Here is a 22599-nt window from a genome sequence, read left to right as displayed (position 1 = left end):
CAGGCCCGCCGCGCGGCTACTCGACCGTGACGGACTTGGCCAGGTTGCGCGGCTTGTCGATGTCGCGGCCCATGGCGAGGGCGGTGTGGTAAGCGAAGAGCTGGAGCGGGATGCCCATGAGGATCGGGTCGAGCTCGTCCTCGTTCTTCGGCACGACGAGGGTGTGGTCGGCCTTCTCCTGCGGCTGGTGCGCGACGGCGAGGATCCGGCCGGAACGGGCCTTGATCTCCTCCAGGGCCGCGCGGTTCTTCTCCAGCAGGTCGTCGTCGGGGACGATCGCGACCGTCGGCAGGGCCGGCTCGATGAGGGCGAGCGGGCCGTGCTTCAGCTCGGAGGCCGGGTACGCCTCGGCGTGGATGTAGGAGATCTCCTTCAGCTTGAGGGAGGCCTCCAGGGCGACCGGGTAGCCCCGGACGCGGCCGATGAACATCATCGACTGGGCGCCCGCGTACTCGGCGGCGAGGGTCTTGATCTCGTCCTCGTTCTTGAGGATCTCCTCGATCTGCGCGGGCAGCTTGCGCAGGCCCTCGATGATCCGCTTGCCGTCGGTGACGGACAGGTCGCGGATGCGGCCGAGGTGGAGGGCGAGCAGGGCGAAGGCGACCACCGTGTTGGTGAAGCACTTGGTGGAGACGACGCAGACCTCGGGCCCGGCGTGGACGTAGACGCCGCCGTCGGCCTCGCGGGCGATGGCGGAGCCGACCACGTTGACCACGCCGAGGACGCGGGCGCCCTTGCGCTTCAGCTCCTGGACGGCGGCGAGCACGTCGTAGGTCTCGCCGGACTGGGAGACCGCGATGTAGAGGGTGTCGGGGTCCACGACCGGGTTGCGGTAGCGGAACTCGGAGGCCGGCTCGGCGTCGGCCGGGATGCGGGCCATGCCCTCGATGAGGGAGGCGCCGATCAGACCGGCGTGGTACGAGGTGCCGCAGCCGAGGATCTTGATGCGGCGGATGGTGCGGGCCTCGCGCGGGTCGAGGTTGAGGCCGCCGAGGTGCACGGTGGAGAAGCGGTCGTCGATCCGGCCGCGCAGCACGCGGTCGACCGCGTCGGGCTGCTCGGAGATCTCCTTGTGCATGTACGTGTCGTGGCCGCCCATGTCGTAGGAGGCGGCCTCCCACTCGACGGTCTCGGGGGTGGCGGTGGTGGACGCGCCGGAGACCGTGTAGGTGCGGAAGTCGTCGGCCTTGAGGGTGGCCATCTCGCCGTCGTCGAGGGTGACGACCTGGCGGGTGTGGGCGATGAGCGCGGCCACGTCGGAGGCGACCAGCATCTCCTTCTCGCCGATGCCGAGGATGACCGGGGAGCCGTTGCGGGCGACGACGATGCGGTCGTTGAAGTCCGCGTGCATCACGGCGATGCCGTAGGTGCCCTCGATGGACTTGAGCGCCTCGCGGACCTTCTCCTCCAGGGTGTCGGCCTGCGAGCGGGCGATCAGGTGGGTGATGACCTCGGTGTCGGTCTCGGAGGCGAAGACGACGCCGTCGGCCTCCAGCTTGGCGCGGAGCTCCTGGGCGTTGTCGACGATGCCGTTGTGGACGACCGCGACCTTGTTCTCGGGGTCCAGGTGCGGGTGCGAGTTGTGGTCGCTGGGGGCGCCGTGGGTGGCCCAGCGGGTGTGCGCGATGCCGGTGGTGCCGGAGAAGCGCTTGGGGACCCGGGCCTCCAGGTCGCGGACCCGGCCCTTGGCCTTGACCATCTTCAGGGCCCCGCTCCTGGGGCTGTTGATGACCAGGCCGGCGGAGTCGTAGCCGCGGTACTCCAGGCGGGCGAGGCCCTCCAGGAGCAGCGGCGCCACGTCGCGCTTACCGATGTAACCGACAATTCCGCACATAAAGGAAACCCCTCCGGTTGGTGACGATGCGGTCCGGCGGACGCCGCGGGCGGCGTCCGGACTCAGCCGTAGACGATCCGGCGCAGCTGCCGGAGCGAGAGCTCGGGCGGTGCGACGGCGCGGTGCGGGAGCTCTCCCGCGATCCGCTCGAAGATCTCCGCGTTCACCGCGCCGCCGGACTGGAGCTCGCGGTGGCGGCGGCGGACGAATTCCTCGGTCGTCTCGTCGAAGTACGCCAGCACGTCGAGCACCACCCGGGCGGCCTCGCCACGCTGGAGCGCGGTGCTCCGGACCAGGTGGTCGATGAGGTCGTCGTGGGTCGGGCGGTGTTCGAGCACCCATGAATATTGAGGGGTGGCGCGCCTTCCGCGCAAGAATCCTGCCCGAAATCGGGCAGGCGCCGCATGATCGTCACGTAAAACGGGCCTGTTGGTCCAGACCTTGCCCCTCGGGAGGGTCGGAGGGGAGGGGCCGCGGACAGACGGGAGCCCCGGCGGAGGACCGTACTCCGCCGGGGCTCGCGCCGGTCTTCGGGGCTCAGGCGAACCGGGCGATCGGGTTCACCAGGTCGCCGACGAGCTGGAGCGCCGCCGACGGGTCCGCCAGGTCCACCATCTGCTTGTTGTTCCGCAGCTGGAGGCGGTTGAGCGCGGACAGCGCGAAGGTCTCCGCGAACATGTCGTACTGCGCGAAGCGGTCCGCCAGCTCCGGCTTCGACTCCTGGTAGCCCTTCACGCACTCCGCGACCGTCCGCCAGAAGACGTCCTCGCCGACGACGCCCTCCGCCGCCAGGGTCGCCCCCAGGAAGCGGAAGAAGCAGTCGAAGACGTCGGTGAAGACGGAGAGGAGCTTCATGTCCTCGGGGACGTCGGCGCGGATCCGCTCCACCGCGGGCGGCAGGACCGCGTGCGGGTCCATGACGCAGATCTCCTCGGCGATGTCCTTGAAGACCGCCCGGTCGACCGCGCCGCGCTCGTCCAGGACCAGGATCACGTTCTCGCCGTGCGGCATGTAGACCAGGTCGTAGGCGTAGAAGCAGTGCAGGACCGGCAGGAGGTACGCGTCGAGGTACTTCCGCAGCCAGGCCGCCGGCTCCAGGCCGGACTCCTTGATCAGGGCGCCCGCGAAGGACGCGCCCGCGTGGTCGACGTGCAGCAGGGACGCCATCGTCGCGAGCCGCTCGCCGTCCGCCAGCCGCTCCACCGGCGACTCGCGCCACAGCGCGGCCAGCATTTTGCGGTAGGGCGAGTAGCGGTCGGTGGCGGCCTCGTACTCCAGGTGCCGGTAGCCGGCCGCCGCCCGCTCGCGGATGATCGAGAAGCGGGCCGCCTTGAGGACGGAGTCCGACTCGATCAGCTGCGCCAGCCAGTCGTTGATCGCCGGGGTGGCCTCCATGTAGGCGGCCGAGAGGCCGCGCATGAAGCCCATGTTGAGGACCGACAGGGCGGTCTTCACGTAGTGCTTGGCCGGGTCGGCGGTGTTGAAGAAGGTACGGATCGACTGCTGCGCCAGGTAGGCGTCCTCGCCCTCGCCGAGGTACACCAGGCGCTGCTGCGCCACCTCGGCGGCGAAGGTCACCGACAGCTTGTTCCACCACTGCCAGGGGTGGGCCGGCATGAGGAGGTAGTCGGCCGGGTCGAGGCCGCGCGCGGTGAGGATCCCGGCGAAGCGGTCGACGGCCGCGTCGCCCAGCTCGGCGCGGATGAAGGTCTCGTACGCGATGCCCGCGCCGGCCGTGAAGGCGGCCCGGTCGCGGTGGGCGGCCAGCCACACCAGGTGGACGGGGCTCGCGGCCTCGGGGGCGTAGGCGCGGTACTCGTCGACGCCGAAGCCGAGGCGGCCGTTGTTGGCGACGAAGCAGGGGTGGCCCTCGGTCATCCCGGTCTCGATCGCCTGGAAGTCCGCGCGGGCCAGCTCGGCGGCGGGCACCTGCGGCTTGGTCGCCTTGTAGGCGGTGCCGGCCAGGGTGGAGGAGATCTCCTCCAGGTAGACCGGCAGGATCTCGTCGCTCAGGCCGAGCGCGCCGCGCAGTTCGGTGATGAACCGGAGCGCGTCGAGGGGGAGCTGCTCGTCGCCCCGGTGCCGGCTGATCGACTCGGGGTAGATCTGCCAGTGGTCGAGCGCGAAGCGGTCGGCGGTGAAGCGGTACTCGGTGACGCCGTCGTCGGCGATCACCCGGTAGCGGGACTCGCCCAGCTCCTGCGGGTGCAGCAGCCGCTCGTGGGCGAACTCGGCGAGGCCCTTGCGGATCAGCGCCCGCTCGGCCTCGGCCCACCGCTCGGGGGTGAGATGGGCGACGGGGTTCATATCGCGGCTCCGACGGCGGTCTCGAACCGGGCACGGGTGCAGAAGCTCAGCAGGGCGTCCTTCTCCGGCTTCGCGATCTCCCGCTCGGGCACGAAGCCGACGGCCTCGTTGAGCGCGTGGACGGCCTTGTTGCGGACGTCCGGCTCGACGACCACGCGGGCGGTCGCCGGGTCGGCGAACAGCTCCCGCATCACGGCGGTGATCACCAGGCGGGTGAAGCCGTGCACCGGGGTGTCGGTGGGCGCCACGAGGAAGTGCATCCCGACGTCCCCCGGCTCCGGCTCGTACAGTCCGACCAGCTCGACGTGGCGGGGGTCGTACCGCTCCATCAGGAAGGCGGGCTCCCCGTCGACCAGCCCGACGAAGGCGTCGTGGTGCGGATGCGCGTCGATCTCCCGGTAGGCGCGCTCCACGTCCTGGAGCTCCGCGCCCTGCATCATCCAGAAGGCGGCCTTGGGATGGGTGACCCAGGGGTGGATCAGCCCGGCGTCCCGGAGCGGGTCGAGGGGACGGATCTGGACGGTCATCGGACTTCCTTCTTCAGTGGATCGAGACATAGATCACAATCCGTCATGCTAGTTTGTGAAATGTGACGGGCACTCATGTGAAGCGGGCGTTCAGGTACCGCTTCTATCCGACCTCTGCGCAGGCGGCGGAGTTGTCGCGCACGTTCGGGTGTGTGCGGAAGGTCTACAACCTGGCGTTGGCGGCTCGCACGGAGGCGTGGGCGCGGCAGGAGCGGGTGAACTACAACGCGACCTCGGCGATGCTGACCGAGTGGAAGAAGACCGAGGAGCTCGCGTTCCTCAAAGAGGTCTCCTCCGTGCCGCTTCAGCAATGCCTTCGGCACCTGCAGGCGGCGTTCACGAACTTCTTCGGCAAGCGGGCGAAGTACCCGCGGTTCAAGTCGAAGAAGAAGTCCCGCCGGAGCGCGGAGTACACCACCTCCGGCTTCCGCTTCCGGGACGGTCGGCTGACGCTGGCGAAGATGGCCGAGCCGCTGGACATCGTCTGGTCGAGGCCGCTGCCCGAGGGCGCGAGCCCTTCGACGGTGACCGTGTCGCAGGACGCGGCCGGGCGTTGGTTCGTCACCCTGCTGTGCGAGGACGCCGCCGTCCAGCCGCTTCCCGCCAAAGGCACGGCGGTGGGGATCGACGTCGGCCTGGACCACCTCCTGACGCTGTCGACCGGCGAGAAGATCGCCAACCCGAGGCATGAGCGGCGTGACCGGGTCCGGCTGGCGAAGGCCCAGCGGGCGCTGTCCCGCAAGGCCCCGGGGGACGGGGCCAACCGCCGCAAGGCCCGGCAGAAGGTCGCGAGCATCCATGCCCGGATCACCGACCGCAGGCGTGACGGCTTGCACAAGCTGACCACTCGTCTCGTGCGTGAGAACCAAACGCTCGTGATCGAGGACCTGACCGTCCGCAACATGGTCAGGAACCGGAGCCTGGCCCGTGCCATCAGTGATGCGGCATGGGGCGAGTTCCGAAGCCTGCTGGAGTACAAGGCGGCCTGGTACGGACGGGAGGTGGTCGTGGTCGACCGCTTCTTCCCCTCCTCCAAGCTGTGCTCCCACTGCGGCAGCCTCGTGAAGAAGCTGCCGCTCAACGTCCGCACCTGGACGTGCGAGAACTGCGGAACGGCCCACGACCGGGACGTGAACGCGGCGAGGAACCTCAAGGCCGCCGGGCTGGCGGTGTCGGCCTGTGGAGCCGGTGTAAGACCTCAACGGAGAACTCCGGGCGGGCGATCGGCGGCGAAGCAGGAAACCCTACGGCGCGAGCCGTAGGACTCCCCCTCGGTCATGAGGGGGAGAAGGTCAAACGGCGAACTCCTGGAACGCGATGGTCTTCTCTACGGAGTAGTACTCGGAGCCCAGCATCTCCCCGATGATGTACGCGTTGCGGTACGCGCCCATGCCCAGGTCGGGCGAGGTGATCGAGTGGGTGTGGACGCCGGCGTTCTGGAGGAAGACCTCGTGGCCGGTGGTGTCCACCGCGTAGTTGCGGGCGACGTCGAAGCGGCCCCGGGCGTCGAAGCGCAGCCGGTCGCGCAGCGGCTCCAGGAAGGCGGGGACGGCGTACTTGTAGCCGGTGGCGAGGATCAGGCCCTCGGTCTCGATCTCGTACGCCTTGTCCTGCTCCTCCTGGTGGAAGCCGAGGGTGTACGTGCCGGCCGCCTCGTCGTAGGAGGCGGTGCGCAGCTCGGAGTTGGTGAGCAGGCGGGTGGGGACGGGGGCGTCGAAGTTCTTCTGGTAGAGCAGGTCGAAGATGGCGTCGACGAGGTCGCCGTTGATGCCCTTGAAGAGGCCCTTCTGCTGGGACTCCAGGCGGTAGCGGGTCTCCTCGGGGAGCGCGTGGAAGTAGTCCACGTACTCGGGCGAGGTCATCTCCAGGGTGAGCTTGGTGTACTCCAGCGGGAAGAAGCGCGGGGAGCGGGTCACCCAGTTGAGCCGGTAGCCGTGGACGTCGATCTCCGAGAGGAGGTCGTGGTAGATCTCGGCGGCGGACTGGCCGCTGCCGACGATGGTGATCGACTTCTTGCGCTGGAGGGCGGCCTTCTCGTGCACGTAGCGCGAGTTGTGGATCAGGTCGCCGCCGAGCTCCCGGCAGGTGTCGGGGACGTACGGCGGGGTGCCGGTGCCGAGCACGATCCGGCGTGCCAGGAACGTTTCTCCGGCGGTGGTGGTGACGGTGTACACCCCGTGCTCCGCGTCGTGCGCGACGGCCTCGACGGTGGTGGAGAAGCGGATCGAGGTGAGCCGGCCGGCGGCCCAGCGGCAGTAGTCGTTGTACTCGGCGCGCAGCGGGTAGAAGTTCTCGCGGATGTAGAACGAGTAGAGTCGGCCCTTCTCCTTCAGGTAGTTGAGGAAGGAGTACGGCGAGGTCGGGTCCGCGAGGGTGACCAGGTCCGACATGAACGGCGTCTGGAGGTGGGCGCCGTCGAGGAACATCCCCGAGTGCCACTCGAAGTCCGGCTTGGACTCCAGGAAGAGGCCGTCCAGTTCGGCGATGGGCTCGGTCAGGCAGGCGAGGCCCAGGTTGAAGGGACCGAGCCCGATGCCGATGAAGTCGTGGATCCCGGCGTGCTCAGGCGTGGACAAGGTTCTCTCCCAGGTACTGCTCGGCGTGGCCGGCGATGAGGTCGAGGACGGCGGCGATGTCGGCCACCGTGGTCTCGGGGTTGAGCAGGGTGAACTTGAGGTACTGGCGGCCGTCCACCTTCGTGCCGGCGACGACGGCCTCGCCCGAGGCGAAGAGGGCCTTGCGGGCGTGCAGGTTGGCGCGGTCGATCTCGGCGGGGGCGACGGCGCCGTCGGGGACGTAGCGGTAGACGAGGGTGGACAGCTGCGGCTCCACGACCACGTCGTAGCGGGGGTCGGCGGCGAGCAGGCCGTGTCCGGCGCGGGCCAGGTCGCAGACCTCGTCGAAGAGTTCGCCGATGCCGTCGGCGCCCATGACGCGCAGGGTCATCCACAGTTTGAGGGCGTCGAAGCGGCGGGTGGTCTGGAGCGACTTGTCCACCTGGTTGGGGATCTTCTCGGCCACCGTGCGCCGGGGGTTGAGGTAGTCGGCGTGGTACGTCGCGTGGCGCAGGGAGGTGCCGTCGCGGACCAGCAGGGCCGAGGAACTCACCGGCTGGAAGAAGGACTTGTGGTAGTCGATGGTGACCGAGTCGGCGCGCTCGATGCCGTCGAGGAGGTGGCGGCGCGTCGGCGAGGCGAGCAGGCCGCAGCCGTACGCGGCGTCCACGTGCATCCAGGCGCCGTACTCCTCGGCCAGCGCGGCGATCTCCGGCATCGGGTCGATGGAGCCGAAGTCGGTGGTGCCGGCGGTCGCGACGATCGCCATCGGGACGAGGCCCTCGGCGCGGCAGGTCTCCAGCTCGGCGGCGAGGACGACGGACTGCATCCGCCGGTTCCCGTCGACCGGGACGGAGACGACGGCGTCGCGGCCGAGGCCCAGGAGGGTGGCCGACTTCTGTACGGAGAAGTGGCTGCACTCGGAGGAGAAGATCCGCAGTTTCGACAGGTCGGCGGTGCCGGCCTCCTCGCGGGCGAGCAGCAGCGCCTGGAGGTTGGACTGGGTGCCGCCGCTGGTGAAGACGCCGTCGGCGAGCGGGCCGAGGCCGGCGCGGGCGGCGGTCCAGGCGATCAGCTTCCGCTCGATGAGGGTGGCGCCGGCGCTCTGGTCCCAGGTGTCGAGGGAGGAGTTGACGGCGGAGAGGACGGCCTCGCCGAGCACGGCGGGGATGACCACCGGGCAGTTGAGGTGGGCCAGGTAGCGGGGGTGGTGGAAGTAGACGGCGTCGCGGAGGTAGACGTCCTCCAGCTCGTCGAGGGCGGCGGAGGCGTCGCCGAGGGGCCGGTCGAGGTCGACGGCGTCGACGACGGGGGCCAGCTCGGCGGGGGTGACGCCGGTGAACGGGCCGCGCGTCGTGGCGAGTTTCCTCGCCACCCGCTCGACTCCTTCGGTCACGGAGCGCCGGTAGCTCTCCGCCGTCGTGTCGTTGAGCAGGTGCGAACGCATGTGGGGGCCCTTTCGGGATGGGGAACGCGGAGGGACGGGACAAGCACAGGCCGTGTCGCGTAAGAAAGGTTAGCCTAACCTAATTTAATACGACAGCAGCCCCCCGATCCGGGAAGGTCGAGGGGCTGTGCGAAGAATGGCTGATTCACAGCCGTCGAACGGTGCTCACTCCTGCGTCTCGTCCGGGACCTCGCGCAGCGCGTCCTCCGACAGGCCCTTGCGCCAGTAGCCGACGAACGTCACCCGCCGCCGGTCCAGGCCCCGTTCGCGCACGAAGTGCCGCCGCAGCGCCTTCACCGCGCCCGACTCGCCCGCGATCCACACGTACGGCGCCTCGCCCGGCAGCTCCGCCGCCGCCACGGCCTCCACCGCCGACGGCGCGCCCTCCTCCCGGACCAGCCAGGTCACGGTGGCGTCCGCCTCCGTCGACAGCTCCGTCCGGTCGCCCGAGTACGGCACGTCGAGGAAGACCCGGGCCCGGGTCTCGGCCGGCAGCCACTCCAGGATCGCCGAGGCGGCCGGCAGCGCCGTCTCGTCCGCCCAGATCAGCACCGAGTCGGCGTCGTCCGGCAGCCGGAAGCGGACCCCGGTGTTCTCGGCCACCGCCGGACCCAGCACGACCACCCGGTCGCCCGGCTTCGCCTGCTGCGCCCACCGGCAGGCCGGGCCGCCGTCCTCGTGGACGGCGAAGTCGATGTCCACCTCGCGCACCGGCGCGGTGCGCTGCTCGCGGACCGTGTAGGAGCGCATCACGGCCCGGACGTCGGCGGGCATGGCCCGCCAGGCGCCGAGGATCGCGTACATGTCCGGGTCGTCCAGCGGCGGCAGCACCGGCGCGTCCTGCCCCGGGTGCGGCAGGAAGAGGGAGAGCGACTGGTCGCGGCCCCCGGCGGCGAAGCCCTTGAGCTCCTCGCCGGTCGCCCCGGTGAAGGTGACCCGGACCAGCGACGGGCCGAGCCGCCGCGTCCGGTCGACCTGGAGGGAGAAGAACTGGAACGGGGCGGTCTCGGTGGTCGTCATCGGGTCAGGACACCTTCTTCGCGTTCTCCAGGGCGGTCGCCAGGTCCTCCAGGAGCGGGGCGCACTTGGCGTACGAGTAGACGGGCTCGGTCACGCGCGGGAAGACCTGCCCGGCCTTCACGGCGGGCAGCGCGGCCCAGGTCGGCTTCGCCTTCAGCTGCTCGGGCTGGAGGGTGCCGGTGCGGTTGTCGAGCAGGATCACGTCGGCCTTGTACTTGTCGACGTTCTCCCAGCTCAGGAGCTCGAACCAGCCGGACGGGTCCAGCTTCTCCGGCACCACCAGCGTGATGCCCAGCTCCTGGAAGAAGAGGGTGTCGGTCGGGCGGACCGGGGTGGAGACGTAGAAGGTGTCCGGGGCGCCGGAGCCGATGAGGACCTTGATGTCCTTCTTGCCCTGGGCGACCTTGCGCAGGCGCTCGGCGGCGGCCTCGAAGCGGGCCTTGTCCTGCTTGACCTTCGCGCTCTGCACGTCGGCGCCGAGCGAGGCGGCCAGGTCGGCGTGGCGCTGGAGGACGGCGGGCATCGACTTCCCGGCCGCCCACAGGGCGACACTGGGGGCGATCTTGAGGATCTTGTCCTTCTGCTCCTCCGGCACGTACCAGAGGGCGTTCTGCTCCCACATGTCGGTGATGAGGACCTCGGGCTGGAGCTTGAGGTACTCCTCGATGTTGAACTCGCCCCAGACGTTGCCGATGACCTTCACCTTGGCGATGTCGAGGTCGCCGGCCTGGACGTCCGGCTTCTTCTCCTTGGTCTTCGGGTCCTCGACGTAGGTCGGGCCGAAGACGCCGGTCACCTCGACGCCGAAGTCCTTGAGGGCGGCGGCCATGCCGGTGAAGGCGACGATGTTCTTCGGGACGGCCTTCGTCGTCACGAGGGTGCCGCGGTCGTCCTTGAACTCCCAGGGACCGGACTTCGCCGAGGCCGGGGCGGAGGCGCCGCCGCCCTTGCCCTTCTCGTCGCCGCCACCGCAGGCGGCGAGCGCGGCGCCGAGCCCGAGGGCGCCGCCGGCGGCGAGCAGGCCGCGGCGGGTGAGGGAGGTGGCGCGGGCGGTGCTGGGCATGGCGGGGTCGCTTTCGGTACGTGCCGGGGTCGGCCTGGGCAAGTCGAAGGTAGGTTAGCCTAACCTCACACTGGGCCGACAGGGGCGGGGGCGTACGGACGGCGAGGTCCACGTCACATCACGTGCGCGAGGAGCGGCCGTACGGCCCTGATCACGCGTCACGCCCTTTGCGCGAGAGCCCGGCCCCGCGGCCCCGACCCCGCGTCACCCCTCCCGCGCGCGCAGCCCGTACGGAACGACGGAGCCCGCCGCCCCCGGGGAAGGGGGCGGCGGGCCCGAAGGGTGCCGGACGGGGTCAGGACAGGCCCAACTCCCGCGCGATCAGCATGCGCTGGACCTCGCTGGTGCCCTCGCCGATCTCCAGGATCTTCGAGTCGCGCCACATCCGCGCCACCGGGTACTCGTTCATGAAGCCGTAGCCGCCGTGGATCTGCGTCGCGTCCCGCGCGTTGTCCACCGCCACCGTGGAGGAGTACAGCTTCGCGATCGCCGCCTCCTTCTTGAACGGCTCGCCGAGCACCAGCCGCGAGGCCGCGTCCCGCCAGCCGATCCGCGCCATGTGCGCCCGCGTCTCCATGTCGGCGATCTTGAACTGGATCGCCTGGTTGTCCCCGATCGGACGGCCGAAGGCGTGCCGCTCCTTCGCGTACTTCACCGACTCGTCCACACAGCCCTGCGCCAGACCGGTGGCGAGCGCCGCGATGGCGACCCGGCCCTCGTCCAGGATCCGGAGGAACTGCGCGTAGCCCCGGCCCTCCTGGCCCAGCAGGTTCGCCGCCGGCACCCGCACGTCCGAGAAGGACAGCTCACGGGTGTCCGAGCTGTTCCAGCCGACCTTCGAGTACGGCGCGGCCACCGTGAAGCCCGGCGTGCCCGCCGGGACGATGATCGAGGAGATCAGCGGCCGGCCGTCCGGCTTGCGGCCGGTGACCGCCGTGACCGTCACCAGACCCGTGATGTCCGTACCGGAGTTGGTGATGAAGCACTTCGAGCCGTTGATCACCCACTCGTCGCCGTCGCGCACCGCCGTCGTCCGGGTGCCGCCCGCGTCCGAACCCGCGCCCGGCTCCGTCAGCCCGAAGGCGCCCAGGACCTCGCCCGCGCACAGCCGCGGCAGCCACTCCCGCTTCTGCTCCTCGGTGCCGAACAGGTGGATCGGCATGGCGCCCAGCGAGACGCCCGCCTCCAGGGTGATCGCCACCGAGGAGTCCACCCGGGCCAGCTCCTCCAGCGCGATGCCGAGCGCCAGGTAGTCACCGCCCATGCCGCCGTACTCCTCCGGGAACGGCAGCCCGAACAGGCCCATCCGGCCCATCTCGGCGACGATCTCGTACGGGAACTCGTGCCGCTCGTAGAGGTCGCCGATCTTCGGCGCCACCACGTCGTGGGCGAACTGCTCCACGGTGCGGCGGAGTTCCTCGTGCTCTGCGGAGAGCCGGTGGTCGAGGGGCATGGTCAGGACTCCTTGTGGGAGAGCGCGCGTACGGTACGGGACGGACTCGGCCGTCCCAGCTGTTCGGCCATCCACCCGCTCGTGGCGGTGAGGGCGGCCAGGTCGACCCCGGTCTCGATGCCGAGGCCGTCGAGCATCCACACCAGGTCCTCGGTGGCGAGGTTCCCGGTGGCGGACTTGGCGTACGGGCAGCCGCCGAGGCCGCCCGCCGAGGCGTCCACGACGGTCACGCCGTGCCGCAGCGCGGCCAGCGTGTTGGAGAGCGCCTGCCCGTACGTGTCGTGGAAGTGCACGGCCAGCCGGGAGACCGGCACCCCGCCCGCCTCCAGCGCGGTCAGCAGCGCGCCGACGTGGCCCGGGGTCGCGACGCCGATCGTGTCGCCGAGGCTCAGCTCCTCGCACCCCATCCCGGCCAGCGCCTTCGTCACCCGCACGACCTGCTCGACCGGCACCGCCCCCTCCCAGGGGTCGCCGAAGCACATCGACAGGTAGCCGCGCACCCGCAGCCCGGCCGCCACGGCCCGGGAGACGACCGGCGCGAACATCTCCAGCGCCCCGTCCACCGTCCGGTTCAGATTGGCCTGGGCGAAGGACTCGGTCGCGGAGGCGAAGACGGCGACCTCGCGGGCGCCGAGCGCGAGCGCCCGGTCCAGCCCCCGCTCGTTCGGCACCAGCACCGGCAGCCGCACCGGAAGCTCCCGCACCAGCGGGAACAGCTCCTCGGCGTCGGCCAGTTGGGGCACCCAGCGGGGGTGCACGAAACTGGTCGCCTCCACCGTGGACAGCCCGGCGGCGGCCAGCCGGCGGACGAACTCCGCCTTCACGGCCGTCGGCACGGCCGTCTTCTCGTTCTGCAACCCGTCCCGCGGACCCACCTCGTGGATCCGCACCCGGGCCGGCAGCGACGGGTCGCGGAAGACCATCGGCAGCGTCATCCCGCCTCCTCCTCACGGGGCGCGACGACCGCCAGGACCTGGTCCATGGCCACCGTCGCCCCCGGCACGACGTCCAGCTCGGTCACGGTGCCGGCGTGCGGGGCGGAGATGACGTGCTCCATCTTCATCGCCTCCACCACCAGCAGGCTCTGCCCCGCCTCCACCTCGTCCCCGACCGCCACCTTCACGACCGTGACGGTGCCCGGCATCGGCGCGGCCAGCGTGTCCGCCCCGCCGTGCCGCGCCCCGGACAGCGCGGCGGCCACCGGGTCGTGGTCCGCCACGTGCCAGGAGTCGCCGTCCCGGCCCAGCCAGGCACCGGCCCGCCGGAAGGAGTGGGTGACGCCGTCGACGGTCACGCGGACCGCGCCGGGGGAGACCCGGGCCTCCGCCGGAGCCGCCACGGTGACCGGCTCGGCCCCCGCAGCCCGCAGCGGGAAGGCGAGGGGCTTCGGCGTGCCGCCGAGCCGCCAGCCGCTCGGCACGTCGAACGGATCCGTCCAGCCGCCGCGCGGCTCCGGCGCCAGCTCCGCCGCCCGGACGGCCGCCGCCGCCGCGTACACCTCCTCCGGCACGCCCACCGGGACCAGCGACTCCGCGTCCCGCTCCACCAGCCCCGTGTCCATCGCCCCGGACACCACGTCCGGATGGGCCAGCAGCCTGCGCAGGAAGCCCGCGTTGGTCGGGACGCCCAGGACGGTCAGCCCGGCCAGGGCCGCGCGCAGCTTCCGCAGCGCGGCCGGCCGGTCCGCCGCGTGCACGATCACCTTCGACAGCATCGGGTCGTACAGCGACGACACCTCGGAGCCCTCGACCAGCCCCGAGTCGGTCCGCACCCCGTCGCCCGCCGGCTCGTCCAGCGCGAGGACCGTGCCGCCCGACGGCAGGAAGCCGCGCGACGGGTCCTCGGCGCAGATCCGCGCCTCGATCGCCCAGCCGTCCAGCCGCACGTCGTCCTGGCCGAACGACAGCGGCTCGCCCGCCGCCACCCGCAGCTGCCACTCCACCAGGTCCAGGCCGGTGACCAGCTCGGTCACCGGGTGCTCGACCTGGAGCCGGGTGTTCATCTCCATGAAGTAGTACTGGGAGGGATCGCCGCCCGGCACGATGAACTCGACCGTGCCCGCGCCCACATAGCCGCAGGACCGGGCCGCCTCCACGGCCGCCGCGCCCATCGCCGCCCGCGTCGCCCCGTCGAGCAGGACGCTCGGCGCCTCCTCGACGACCTTCTGGTGGCGGCGCTGGAGCGAGCACTCGCGCTCGCCCAGGTGCACCACGTTCCCGTGCGCGTCCGCCAGGACCTGGATCTCGATGTGCCGGGGCCGGTCGATCCACCGCTCCACCAGGAGCGTGTCGTCACCGAAGGACGCCCGCGCCTCCCGGCGGGCCGCCGCGATCTCCTCGTCCAGGACCGCCAGGTCCCGCACCAGCCGCATCCCCTTGCCGCCGCCGCCCGCACTGGGCTTGAGCAGCACCGGCGGCCCCATCTCCCGCGCGGCCTCGGCCACCCGGGGATCGGCGTCGCCGGGCACCACGGGCACGCCCGCCGCCCGCACCGTGTCCTTCGCCCGGATCTTGTCGCCCATCAGGGCGATCGCCTCGGCGGACGGCCCGATGAAGACGAGCCCCGCCGCCGCGCAGGCGCGCGCGAACTCCGCGTTCTCCGCGAGGAAGCCGTACCCCGGGTGGACGGCCCGCGCGCCGGTGCGGCGGGCCGCCTCCAGCAGGGCCGGGACGGAGAGGTACGACTCCGAGGCCGGGGCGGGCCCGATCCGTACCGCCGTGTCCGCCTCCCGCACGTGCCGGGCGTCCGCGTCCGCGTCGCTGTACACCGCCACCGAGCGGACGCCCAGCGCCCGCAGGGTGCGGATGACGCGGACCGCGATCTCGCCCCGGTTGGCGACGAGGACGGTGTCGAACATCTGCTGCATCGTCAGGGTCCTCACATCCGGAAGACGCCGAACTGGGGGTCACCCAGCGGCGCGTTGGCACAGGCGGTCAGCGCGAGGCCCAGCACCTGCCGGGTCTCCAGCGGGTCGATCACGCCGTCGTCCCAGAGCCGGGCCGTCGCGTAGTAGGCGCTGCCCTGGGTCTCGTACTGCTCGCGGATCGGCGCCTTGAACGCCTCTTCCTCCTCGGCGCTCCAGCCGTCCCCGAGCTGGTCGCGCTTGACCGTGGCGAGGACCGAGGCGGCCTGCTCGCCGCCCATCACCGAGATCTTCGCGTTCGGCCACATCCACAGGAAGCGGGGCGAGTAGGCCCGGCCGCACATCGAGTAGTTGCCCGCGCCGAAGGAGCCGCCGACGACGACCGTCAGCTTCGGCACCCGCGTGGTCGCGACCGCCGTCACCATCTTCGCGCCGTGCTTGGCGATGCCGCCGTGCTCGTACGCCTTGCCGACCATGAAGCCGGTGATGTTCTGGAGGAACACCAGCGGGATGCCGCGCTGGTCGCACAGCTCGATGAAGTGCGCGCCCTTCTGCGCCGACTCCGCGAACAGGATGCCGTTGTTGGCGACGATCCCCACCGGGTGGCCGTGGATCCGGGCGAAGCCGGTCACCAGCGTCTGCCCGTACTCGGACTTGAACTCCTGGAAGCGGGAGCCGTCCACCACCCGGGCGATCACCTCCCGCACGTCGTACGGGGTGCGGGAGTCCACCGGCACCGCGCCGTACAGCCCGAACGGGTCGGCCTTCGGCTCCTCGACCGGCTCCACCGACCACGGCAGCGGGCCCCGCTCGGGCAGCGTCGCCACGATGTTCCGCACGATCCGCAGCGCGTGCGCGTCGTCCTCCGCGAGGTGGTCGGTGACGCCCGAGATCCGCGAGTGGACCTCGCCGCCGCCCAGCTCCTCCGCCGTGACGACCTCGCCGGTCGCCGCCTTCACCAGCGGCGGCCCGCCCAGGAAGATCGTGCCCTGGTCCCGCACGATCACGGCCTCGTCGCTCATCGCCGGCACGTACGCGCCGCCGGCCGTGCACGAGCCCATGACCGCCGCGATCTGCGGGATGCCCGCCCCCGACATGCGGGCCTGGTTGTAGAAGATCCGGCCGAAGTGCTCCCGGTCCGGGAAGACGTCGTCCTGCATCGGCAGGAACGCGCCGCCCGAGTCGACCAGGTAGAGGCAGGGGAGACGGTTCTCCAGCGCCACCTCCTGCGCCCGCAGGTGCTTCTTCACCGTCATCGGGTAGTACGTGCCGCCCTTGACGGTCGCGTCGTTGGCCACGATCACGCACTCGCGCCCGGAGACCCGGCCCACGCCCGCGATCACACCGGCCGCCGGCGCCTGGTCCCCGTACATTCCGTGCGCCGCCAGCGGCGCCAGCTCCAGGAACGGCGACCCCGGGTCGAGCAGCGCGTCCACCCGCTCGCGCGGCAGCAGCTTGCCGCGCGCGACGTGCCGCGCCCGGGCCCTCTCCCCGCCGCCGAGCGCGGCCGCCGCGAGCTTGTCCCGCAACTCCGCGACCAGCCCGTGGTGCGCCGCCTCGTTGGCCCGCCAGGCGGGCGAGGCGGGATCCGCCGCACTCGACAGCACAGGTGCCTGCCGCATCGACCGATCTCCCTTGTTCGGTTAATGAGCGTTAACGTCCGTCTCTCAGGTTAACGACCGCTAACGGGGTTGTCTAGAATCGAATCCATGACCACGAGCCCGACGCGGACGGACGCGCCGACCCGACGCGAGCAGATCCTCAAGGAGGCCGCCCGCCTCTTCGCCGAGCGCGGGTTCCACGGCGTGGGCGTGGACGAGATAGGGGCCGCCGTCGGCATCAGCGGGCCCGGGCTCTACCGGCACTTCCCCGGCAAGGACGCGATGCTCGCGGAGCTGCTGGTCGGGATCAGCGAGCGGCTGCTCGACGGCGGGCGGCTGCGGGTGGCCGAGGCCGGCGGGGATCCCCGGGCGCTGCTCGGGTCGCTCATCGACGGGCACATCGACTTCGCCCTCGACGACCGGCCGCTCATCACCCTCCACGACCGCGAGCTCGACCGGCTCCGCGACGAGGACCGCAAGCGGGTCCGGCAGCTCCAGCGGCAGTACGTGGAGCTCTGGGTGGCCGTGGTGCGCGAGCTGCACCCGCAGGCGGGGGAGCCGGAGGCGCGGGCCGCCGTCCACGCGGTCTTCGGGCTGCTGAACTCCACCCCCCACCTCGGCGCCCCGCTCGGCCGCGCCGAGATGGAGCGGCTGCTGCGGAACCTGGCCCACGGAGCCCTGGGCGCGCTGGCCGCCTGAGCCGTACACCCGGATCCGTGCGTGCTTGAGCCGTACATCCGGGTCCGTACCTCTCCGGGCCCGTGTGACGAGCGTCCCGGAACGGAGTGCGGCCACTCCGGACGGCGGGGGGCGTCGACCGGCAGAATGAGGGGCATGCCGATACTCAGCCGTGCCGCCCTCGTCGAGCACCTCGTCCGCGCCCGGATCGCGGGGGACGTCGCCACCCCGCGCGAGAACAACCTGGACCACTACCGCAAGCTCGCCAACGGCGACCGGTACTACTGGTTCGGCCTGGAGTTCGGCGACCGGTGGACCGACGAGCAGGACGTGCTGGCCGTGATGGCGGAGCGCTGCGGCGTCGTCGACGACCCGGCGCACCGCGCGGGCCAGGACACCATCGACCCCGAGCTGACCGTCGACGCCCTGGACCGGATGGCGGCCCGGCTGAAGCAGGCCGCCGCCGGGCGCGAGCGGGTGCTGTTCGCGACCGGCCACCCCGGCGCGCTGATCGACGCCCACGGCCGGGTCGCCGCCGCGCTCCGCTCGCAGGGCTGCGACATCGTGCGGATCCCGAACGGCCTGACCGCCGACGAGGGGTACGTGGTGCAGTTCGCGGACGTCGCCATGTTCGAGCGCGGCGCGAGCCTGTGGCACACCCACTCGCCCGAGCCGATGAACGCGATCCTCGACGGCCTCCGGGCGCTGGGCGAGCCCGCCCCCGACCTGGTGGTCGCCGACCACGGCTGGGCCGGCCGGGCCGCCCAGCGGGGGCTCGACTCGGTGGGCTACGCGGACTGCAACGACCCGGCGCTGTTCCTCGCCGAGGCCGAGGGCACCATGCGGGTCACCGTCCCGCTCGACGACCACGTCGTGGACCCCCGCTTCTACGAGCCGATGACGGCCTACCTCCTCGACGCCGCAGGACTCCTCGGCTAGGCCGTGTCCGTAGGCCCCGGTGTCGGGTCCAGGTAGACGCGGCGGATCGAGGGGAGGCGGGCCCGCAGCCGGGCCTCCGCCCGCTCGCAGGCCCGCTCCACCTCGGCCGCCGTCACCACGTCCCGGAAGTCGACCTTGGCGGCGACCAGCACCTCGCCGGGGCCCTGGATGAGGGTGACCAGGTCGAGGACGCCGACCACGTGGGGGACGGCGAGGAGCTCCTCGCGGACGCCCGCGCGCAGGGCGGGCGGCAGCGGGCGGCCGATGAGCAGCTCGGCGTTGGCGCGGCCCAGCACCCAGGCGACGTACACGAGCAGGCAGCCGATGAGGAGGGACGCGACGCCGTCCCAGACGCCGGAGCCGGTGATCTGCCCGCCGAGGAGGCCGCCGGCGGCGAGCATCAGGCCGGCGAGGGCGGCGGAGTCCTCCATGACCACCGCCTTGACGGTGGTGTCGGGGGTGAGCCGGAGGTAGTCGGCGAACGGTGCCCGCATCCGCTCGGCCTCCGCCTTGACCTGCTTGACGCCGGTCCGCAGCGAGAAGCCCTCCAGGACGAAGGCGACGGCGAGGACGATGTAGGAGACCAGCGGGTCGCCGAGCTCCTCGCCCTCGACGAGGGTGTGGACGCCGTCGTAGAAGGAGAAGACGGCGCCGCCGACGAAGGTGGCGACGGCGGCGAGCATCGCCCACACGTACCGCTCGCCCGCGTGCCCGACCGGATGGTCCTCGTCGGCGGGTTTCTCGCTGCGCTTGAGGGCGGTGAGCAGCATGACCTCGGTGACGGTGTCGGCGACCGAGTGGGCGGCCTCCGACAGCATCGCGCTGGAGCCGCTGACGATGCCCGCGACGGCCTTGGCGACGGCGATCCCGAGGTTCGCGACCGCCGCCACGATCACCGTGAAGGTGCTCTCACCGTTGTCTGCCATGCACCGGACGCTATGTCCGCCGGGTCAGCGCGGCACCCGCACGACACCCTCCTGGATGACGGAGACCGCGAGCCGGCCGTCCCGGGTCCAGATCCGGGCCTGGCCGAGGCCGCGCCCGGCGGCGGCGGACGGGGACTCCTGGTCGTAGAGGAGCCATTCGTCGGCCCGGAAGGGCCGGTGGAACCACATGGCGTGGTCCAGGGAGGCGCCGACGACGTCCCCGATGGCCCAGCCGCCCCGCCCGTGGGCGAGCAGCACCGAGTCCAGCAGGGTCATGTCGGAGACGTAGGTGGCGAGGACGACGTGCAGGAGGGGGTCGTCGGCGAGCTTGCCGTGGGTGCGGAACCACACCTGGGAGCGGGGTTCGCGCAGGGTGCCGACCGAGCCCCACGGCGGGGTGTCGGCGTAGCGGAGGTCGACGGCGGCGCGGGCCTCGACGAGCCGCCGGGCGATGTCCTCCGGCAGGTGGCGGGGGAGCATCTCCTCGGCGGTCGGCAGCGTCTCCGGGTCGGGCGCGGCCGGCATCTCCGCCTGGTGGTCGAGCCCCTCCTCGTCCGTCTGGAAGGAGGCGGAGAGGTGGAAGATCGGCCGTCCGTGCTGGATCGCGACCACCCGGCGGGTGGTGAAGGAGCGGCCGTCGCGGATCCGGTCCACCTCGTAGACGATCGGCGCGCCCGGGTCGCCCGGCACCAGGAAGTAGGCGTGCAGCGAGTGGGGCTGGGGGACCCCCCTGCTCGAGCGAAGCCGAGAGCTTGGGGGACGCTCCGGGGGGACCGTCCGGCCGGCCGCCACCATCGCCTGGGCGGCCACCTGGCCGCCGAAGACGCGGGGGACGAGCGCGGACCGGGACCGGCCCCGGAAGATGTCCCGCTCGATCGGCTCCAGGTCGAGCAGGGCGAGCAGGTCATCCAGTGCGGAAGGCGCTTCGGGCACTTACAGGCCCATGCTCTTCGCGATGATCGACTTCATGATCTCGCTGGTGCCGCCGTAGATGCGGTTGACGCGGTTGTCGGCGTACAGGCGCGCGATCGGGTACTCGTTCATGTAGCCGTAGCCGCCGTGGAGCTGGAGGCAGCGGTCGATGACGCGGTGGGCGACCTCGGTGCAGAACAGCTTGGCGGAGGCGGCCTCGGCGGGGGTCAGCTCGCCCGCGTCGAGGGCTTCGAGGGCGCGGTCGGCGACGGCCTCGGCGGCGTCCACCTCGGCCTGGCAGGCGGCCAGCTCGAACTTGGTGTTCTGGAAGTGGGCGACCGGCTTGCCGAAGACGGTGCGCTCCTGCACGTACTGCTTGGCGAAGCGGACGGCGGCCTTCGCCTGGGCGTAGGCGCCGAAGGCGATGCCCCAGCGCTCGGAGGCGAGGTTGTGGCCGAGGTAGGAGAAGCCCTTGCCCTCCTCGCCGAGCAGGTCCTCGACGGGGACCTTGACGTCGACGAAGGCGAGCTCGGCGGTGTCGGAGGTCTTCAGGCCGAGCTTGTCGAGCTTGCGGCCGACGGAGTAGCCCGCGGACTTGGTGTCGACGGCGAAGAGGGAGATGCCGAAGCGGCGGTCCTCCTCGGAGGGGGCGGAGGTGCGGGCGCAGACGATGACGCGGTCGGCGTGGACGCCGCCGGTGATGAAGGTCTTGGCGCCGTTGAGGACGTAGTGGGTGCCGTCCTCGGAGAGCTTGGCGGTGGTCTTCATGCCCGCGACGTCGGAGCCGGTGCCCGGCTCGGTCATGGCGAGCGCCCACATCTCCTCGCCGGAGACGAACTTCGGCAGGTAGCGCTTCTTCTGGTCGCCGGTGGCGAGCATCTTGATGTAGGGCAGGGCGAGCAGGACGTGCACGCCGGAGCCGCCGAACTGCACGCCGGCGCGGGAGGTCTCCTCGTAGAGGACGGCCTCGAACTTGTGGGTGTCGAGGCCGGCGCCGCCGAACTCCTCGGGCACGTTGATGCCGAAGATGCCCAGCTCGCCGAGCTTGTAGTAGAAGTCGCGGGGGGCCTGGCCGGCCGCGAACCACTCGTCGTAGACGGGGACGACCTCGGCCTCGATGAAGGCCCGGATGGTCTCCCGGAACGCCTCGTGGTCCTCGTTGAATACGGTACGGCGCACGAGCCGCCCTCCTTCTTCGTCGCTGCCGGTGCCCGGCTGCCGCCGGCCGCCCGCCCACTTGTCTAAGCGCTTGCTCAGCCTGTCCGGTCGAAGTTACCCAGCGGTCACCCGACCTGTCCAGACTCCCCGTCTGTGATCCAGGCCCGTCCTCCTGAGTCGTACCCGTACGACGGCCGTCCCACCACTCCGCTCGTCCGGAACGGCCGCCCGCCCTCGTCCCCGATCCGGACCGTGCCCCGGCGGCCCGCCGCACTCCACTCCAGCTCCAGGAACCAGCGGCAGTCGCACCCCGCCGTCCGGGCCGCCACCAGCAGCTCCTCGGGACCGGCGGCGGTCACCGCGTACGGGAAGGACACCGCCGGAAGGGTCCGGCCCTCCTGGCCGGAGGCGTCGAAGCCGTCCACCGGGCGCGCCACCGGACGCGGCCGGTCCAGGTCCACGTCGAGCAGGCGCGGGGTCACCGCCCCGCCGCACCCCTGGTCCATCCGGTAGGCCGGCCACGGCAGCGGCGCGGCCCGCCCCACCACCCGCACGTGCAGCGCCTGGAGCACCACCGCCGCGTCGCCGGTGCCCTGCACCGACACCCGCACCAGCGTCTCCCCGCCGTCCACCGCGCCCCGCGCCGCCGCCCACCGCCGGGCGTCGGCGGGCGGCGGCGGCGCGGGCACCCGGCCCGGCGCCCGGTCCACGAGATAGGTGTGCCCGCACCCGTTGCGCCACACGTGGGAGGAGGCGGTCCACGTCAGCGGCGCCGCCGGAGCCGGTGGCTCCGCCCGCTCCCGAGGCAGGAGTACGGCTCCGATCAGCACCGCCACCACGACCGCCAGAGCCCCGCCCCCCAGGCCCCGCCACCCCCACCGCCCCCACCGCCCCCCGGACGGGAGCCCCTCCGGGGAGGCCCCGCCGGACACGGCCCCGGGCTCCGTCCCGCTCCCCGCCCCGCCCTCGGACTCGTTCCCGGGCCCGGGTGCCGGTGCCTCAGGTCCGGGCGCCGGGACGGGCGTCGGGGGCCGACGGGCGCGGTCCGCGCGGGTCCAGGCCGCCTCCAGGGACGCGGTCTCCCCGGCCGACGCGCCGCACAGGACGGCCAGCCGGGCGACGGGCGCGAAGCCCTCCGGGACGGCCTCGCCGGAGCAGTACCGGTGGAGGGTGGACGCGCTCACCCCCAGGCGCCGGCCCAGCGCCTCGTAACTGCGCCCGTCGCGCGCCTTCAGCGCCCGCACGAGCGCCGCGAACTCCTCGACCGCAGGGTCCCTCGCCATCCCGCCCCCTCGCCCCGGCGTTCCACCCCTCCA

At 72.0% G+C, this 22599-nt stretch carries 19 protein-coding genes; 3 read left to right on the top strand and 16 right to left on the bottom strand.

Going from position 1 to position 22599, the window contains the following annotated elements; all coding sequences use genetic code 11:
• Positions 1–16 precede the first annotated feature (16 nt).
• The 4 genes from glmS to IE219_RS05290 all read right to left on the bottom strand — a co-directional run bounded on the left by glmS (position 17) and on the right by IE219_RS05290 (position 4668).
• Positions 17–1834 (bottom strand): glutamine--fructose-6-phosphate transaminase (isomerizing), encoded by a 1818-nt coding sequence (glmS, locus tag IE219_RS05305; RefSeq protein ID WP_189975334.1) that lies wholly within the window; start codon positions 1832–1834, stop codon positions 17–19.
• A gap of 62 nt (positions 1835–1896) precedes the next feature.
• Positions 1897–2172 (bottom strand): hypothetical protein, encoded by a 276-nt coding sequence (locus tag IE219_RS05300; protein ID WP_189975333.1) that lies wholly within the window; start codon positions 2170–2172, stop codon positions 1897–1899.
• Between the two features lie 199 nt (positions 2173–2371).
• On the bottom strand, positions 2372–4141 hold the full coding sequence (locus IE219_RS05295; RefSeq protein ID WP_189975332.1) for an IucA/IucC family protein: 1770 nt from the start codon (positions 4139–4141) through the stop codon (positions 2372–2374).
• Positions 4138–4668 (bottom strand): GNAT family N-acetyltransferase, encoded by a 531-nt coding sequence (locus IE219_RS05290; protein ID WP_189975331.1) that lies wholly within the window; start codon positions 4666–4668, stop codon positions 4138–4140. Before IE219_RS05290 ends, IE219_RS05295 begins: the two co-directional genes overlap by 4 nt.
• Positions 4669–4730: 62 nt before the next feature.
• Between IE219_RS05290 and IE219_RS05285 the strand changes: the two genes are divergently transcribed.
• Positions 4731–5930: an RNA-guided endonuclease InsQ/TnpB family protein gene (locus IE219_RS05285; RefSeq protein WP_189975330.1), complete on the top strand. Its 1200-nt coding sequence runs from the start codon at positions 4731–4733 to the stop codon at positions 5928–5930.
• Positions 5931–5960: 30 nt separating this feature from the next.
• Here the strand turns inward: IE219_RS05285 and IE219_RS05280 are convergent, their stop codons facing one another.
• The 8 genes from IE219_RS05280 to IE219_RS05245 form a co-directional block, all read right to left on the bottom strand.
• Positions 5961–7244, bottom strand: a complete 1284-nt coding sequence (locus IE219_RS05280) for a lysine N(6)-hydroxylase/L-ornithine N(5)-oxygenase family protein (protein WP_189975329.1) — start codon at positions 7242–7244, stop codon at positions 5961–5963.
• Positions 7231–8670, bottom strand: a complete 1440-nt coding sequence (locus tag IE219_RS05275) for a pyridoxal phosphate-dependent decarboxylase family protein (protein ID WP_189975328.1) — start codon at positions 8668–8670, stop codon at positions 7231–7233. Before IE219_RS05275 ends, IE219_RS05280 begins: the two co-directional genes overlap by 14 nt.
• Positions 8671–8835: 165 nt before the next feature.
• The gene (locus IE219_RS05270; RefSeq protein WP_189975327.1) at positions 8836–9690 is read right to left on the bottom strand and encodes a siderophore-interacting protein; all 855 of its coding nucleotides are present in this window, start codon (positions 9688–9690) and stop codon (positions 8836–8838) included.
• A 4-nt stretch (positions 9691–9694) separates the two neighbouring features.
• Positions 9695–10753 carry an ABC transporter substrate-binding protein gene (locus tag IE219_RS05265; protein ID WP_189975326.1) on the bottom strand — a complete coding sequence of 353 codons (1059 nt, stop codon included), beginning with the start codon at positions 10751–10753 and terminating at the stop codon, positions 9695–9697.
• A 295-nt stretch (positions 10754–11048) separates the two neighbouring features.
• Positions 11049–12206 (bottom strand): acyl-CoA dehydrogenase family protein, encoded by a 1158-nt coding sequence (locus IE219_RS05260; protein WP_189975325.1) that lies wholly within the window; start codon positions 12204–12206, stop codon positions 11049–11051.
• A gap of 2 nt (positions 12207–12208) precedes the next feature.
• Positions 12209–13141, bottom strand: coding sequence for a hydroxymethylglutaryl-CoA lyase (locus tag IE219_RS05255; RefSeq protein WP_189975324.1), 933 nt, complete (start codon positions 13139–13141; stop codon positions 12209–12211).
• Positions 13138–15072 carry an ATP-binding protein gene (locus IE219_RS05250; protein ID WP_373298764.1) on the bottom strand — a complete coding sequence of 645 codons (1935 nt, stop codon included), beginning with the start codon at positions 15070–15072 and terminating at the stop codon, positions 13138–13140. The genes IE219_RS05255 and IE219_RS05250 overlap by 4 nt, the downstream gene beginning before the upstream one ends.
• Positions 15073–15083: 11 nt before the next feature.
• A complete protein-coding gene (locus IE219_RS05245; protein ID WP_189975323.1) occupies positions 15084–16691 on the bottom strand; it encodes a carboxyl transferase domain-containing protein in 1608 nt (535 codons plus the stop codon).
• A gap of 87 nt (positions 16692–16778) precedes the next feature.
• Between IE219_RS05245 and IE219_RS05240 the strand changes: the two genes are divergently transcribed.
• Together IE219_RS05240 and IE219_RS05235 are read left to right on the top strand one after the other, a co-directional pair.
• Positions 16779–17369 carry an SACE_7040 family transcriptional regulator gene (locus IE219_RS05240; protein WP_189975322.1) on the top strand — a complete coding sequence of 197 codons (591 nt, stop codon included), beginning with the start codon at positions 16779–16781 and terminating at the stop codon, positions 17367–17369.
• A 135-nt stretch (positions 17370–17504) separates the two neighbouring features.
• Positions 17505–18287 carry a phosphatase gene (locus tag IE219_RS05235; protein WP_189975321.1) on the top strand — a complete coding sequence of 261 codons (783 nt, stop codon included), beginning with the start codon at positions 17505–17507 and terminating at the stop codon, positions 18285–18287.
• On the opposite strand, the gene IE219_RS05230 is transcribed toward IE219_RS05235, so the two are convergent.
• The 4 genes from IE219_RS05230 to IE219_RS05215 all read right to left on the bottom strand — a co-directional run bounded on the left by IE219_RS05230 (position 18284) and on the right by IE219_RS05215 (position 22566).
• The gene (locus tag IE219_RS05230) at positions 18284–19213 is read right to left on the bottom strand and encodes a cation diffusion facilitator family transporter (RefSeq protein ID WP_189975320.1); all 930 of its coding nucleotides are present in this window, start codon (positions 19211–19213) and stop codon (positions 18284–18286) included. The two genes, IE219_RS05235 and IE219_RS05230, sit on opposite strands and share 4 nt — an antisense overlap.
• A 24-nt stretch (positions 19214–19237) precedes the next feature.
• Positions 19238–20146, bottom strand: a complete 909-nt coding sequence (locus IE219_RS05225) for an acyl-CoA thioesterase (RefSeq protein ID WP_189975319.1) — start codon at positions 20144–20146, stop codon at positions 19238–19240.
• Positions 20147–21304 carry an acyl-CoA dehydrogenase family protein gene (locus IE219_RS05220; RefSeq protein ID WP_189975318.1) on the bottom strand — a complete coding sequence of 386 codons (1158 nt, stop codon included), beginning with the start codon at positions 21302–21304 and terminating at the stop codon, positions 20147–20149. It abuts the gene before it with no gap.
• Positions 21305–21408: 104 nt separating this feature from the next.
• Positions 21409–22566, bottom strand: a complete 1158-nt coding sequence (locus IE219_RS05215) for a helix-turn-helix domain-containing protein (RefSeq protein ID WP_189975317.1) — start codon at positions 22564–22566, stop codon at positions 21409–21411.
• Positions 22567–22599: the final 33 nt, after the last annotated feature.

This window comes from Streptomyces termitum (assembly GCF_014650175.1).
GTDB classification, from domain to species: domain Bacteria; phylum Actinomycetota; class Actinomycetes; order Streptomycetales; family Streptomycetaceae; genus Streptomyces; species Streptomyces termitum.
The sequence above is the reverse complement of the archived record's forward strand: the minus strand, read 5'-3'. Positions and strand labels throughout refer to the sequence as shown.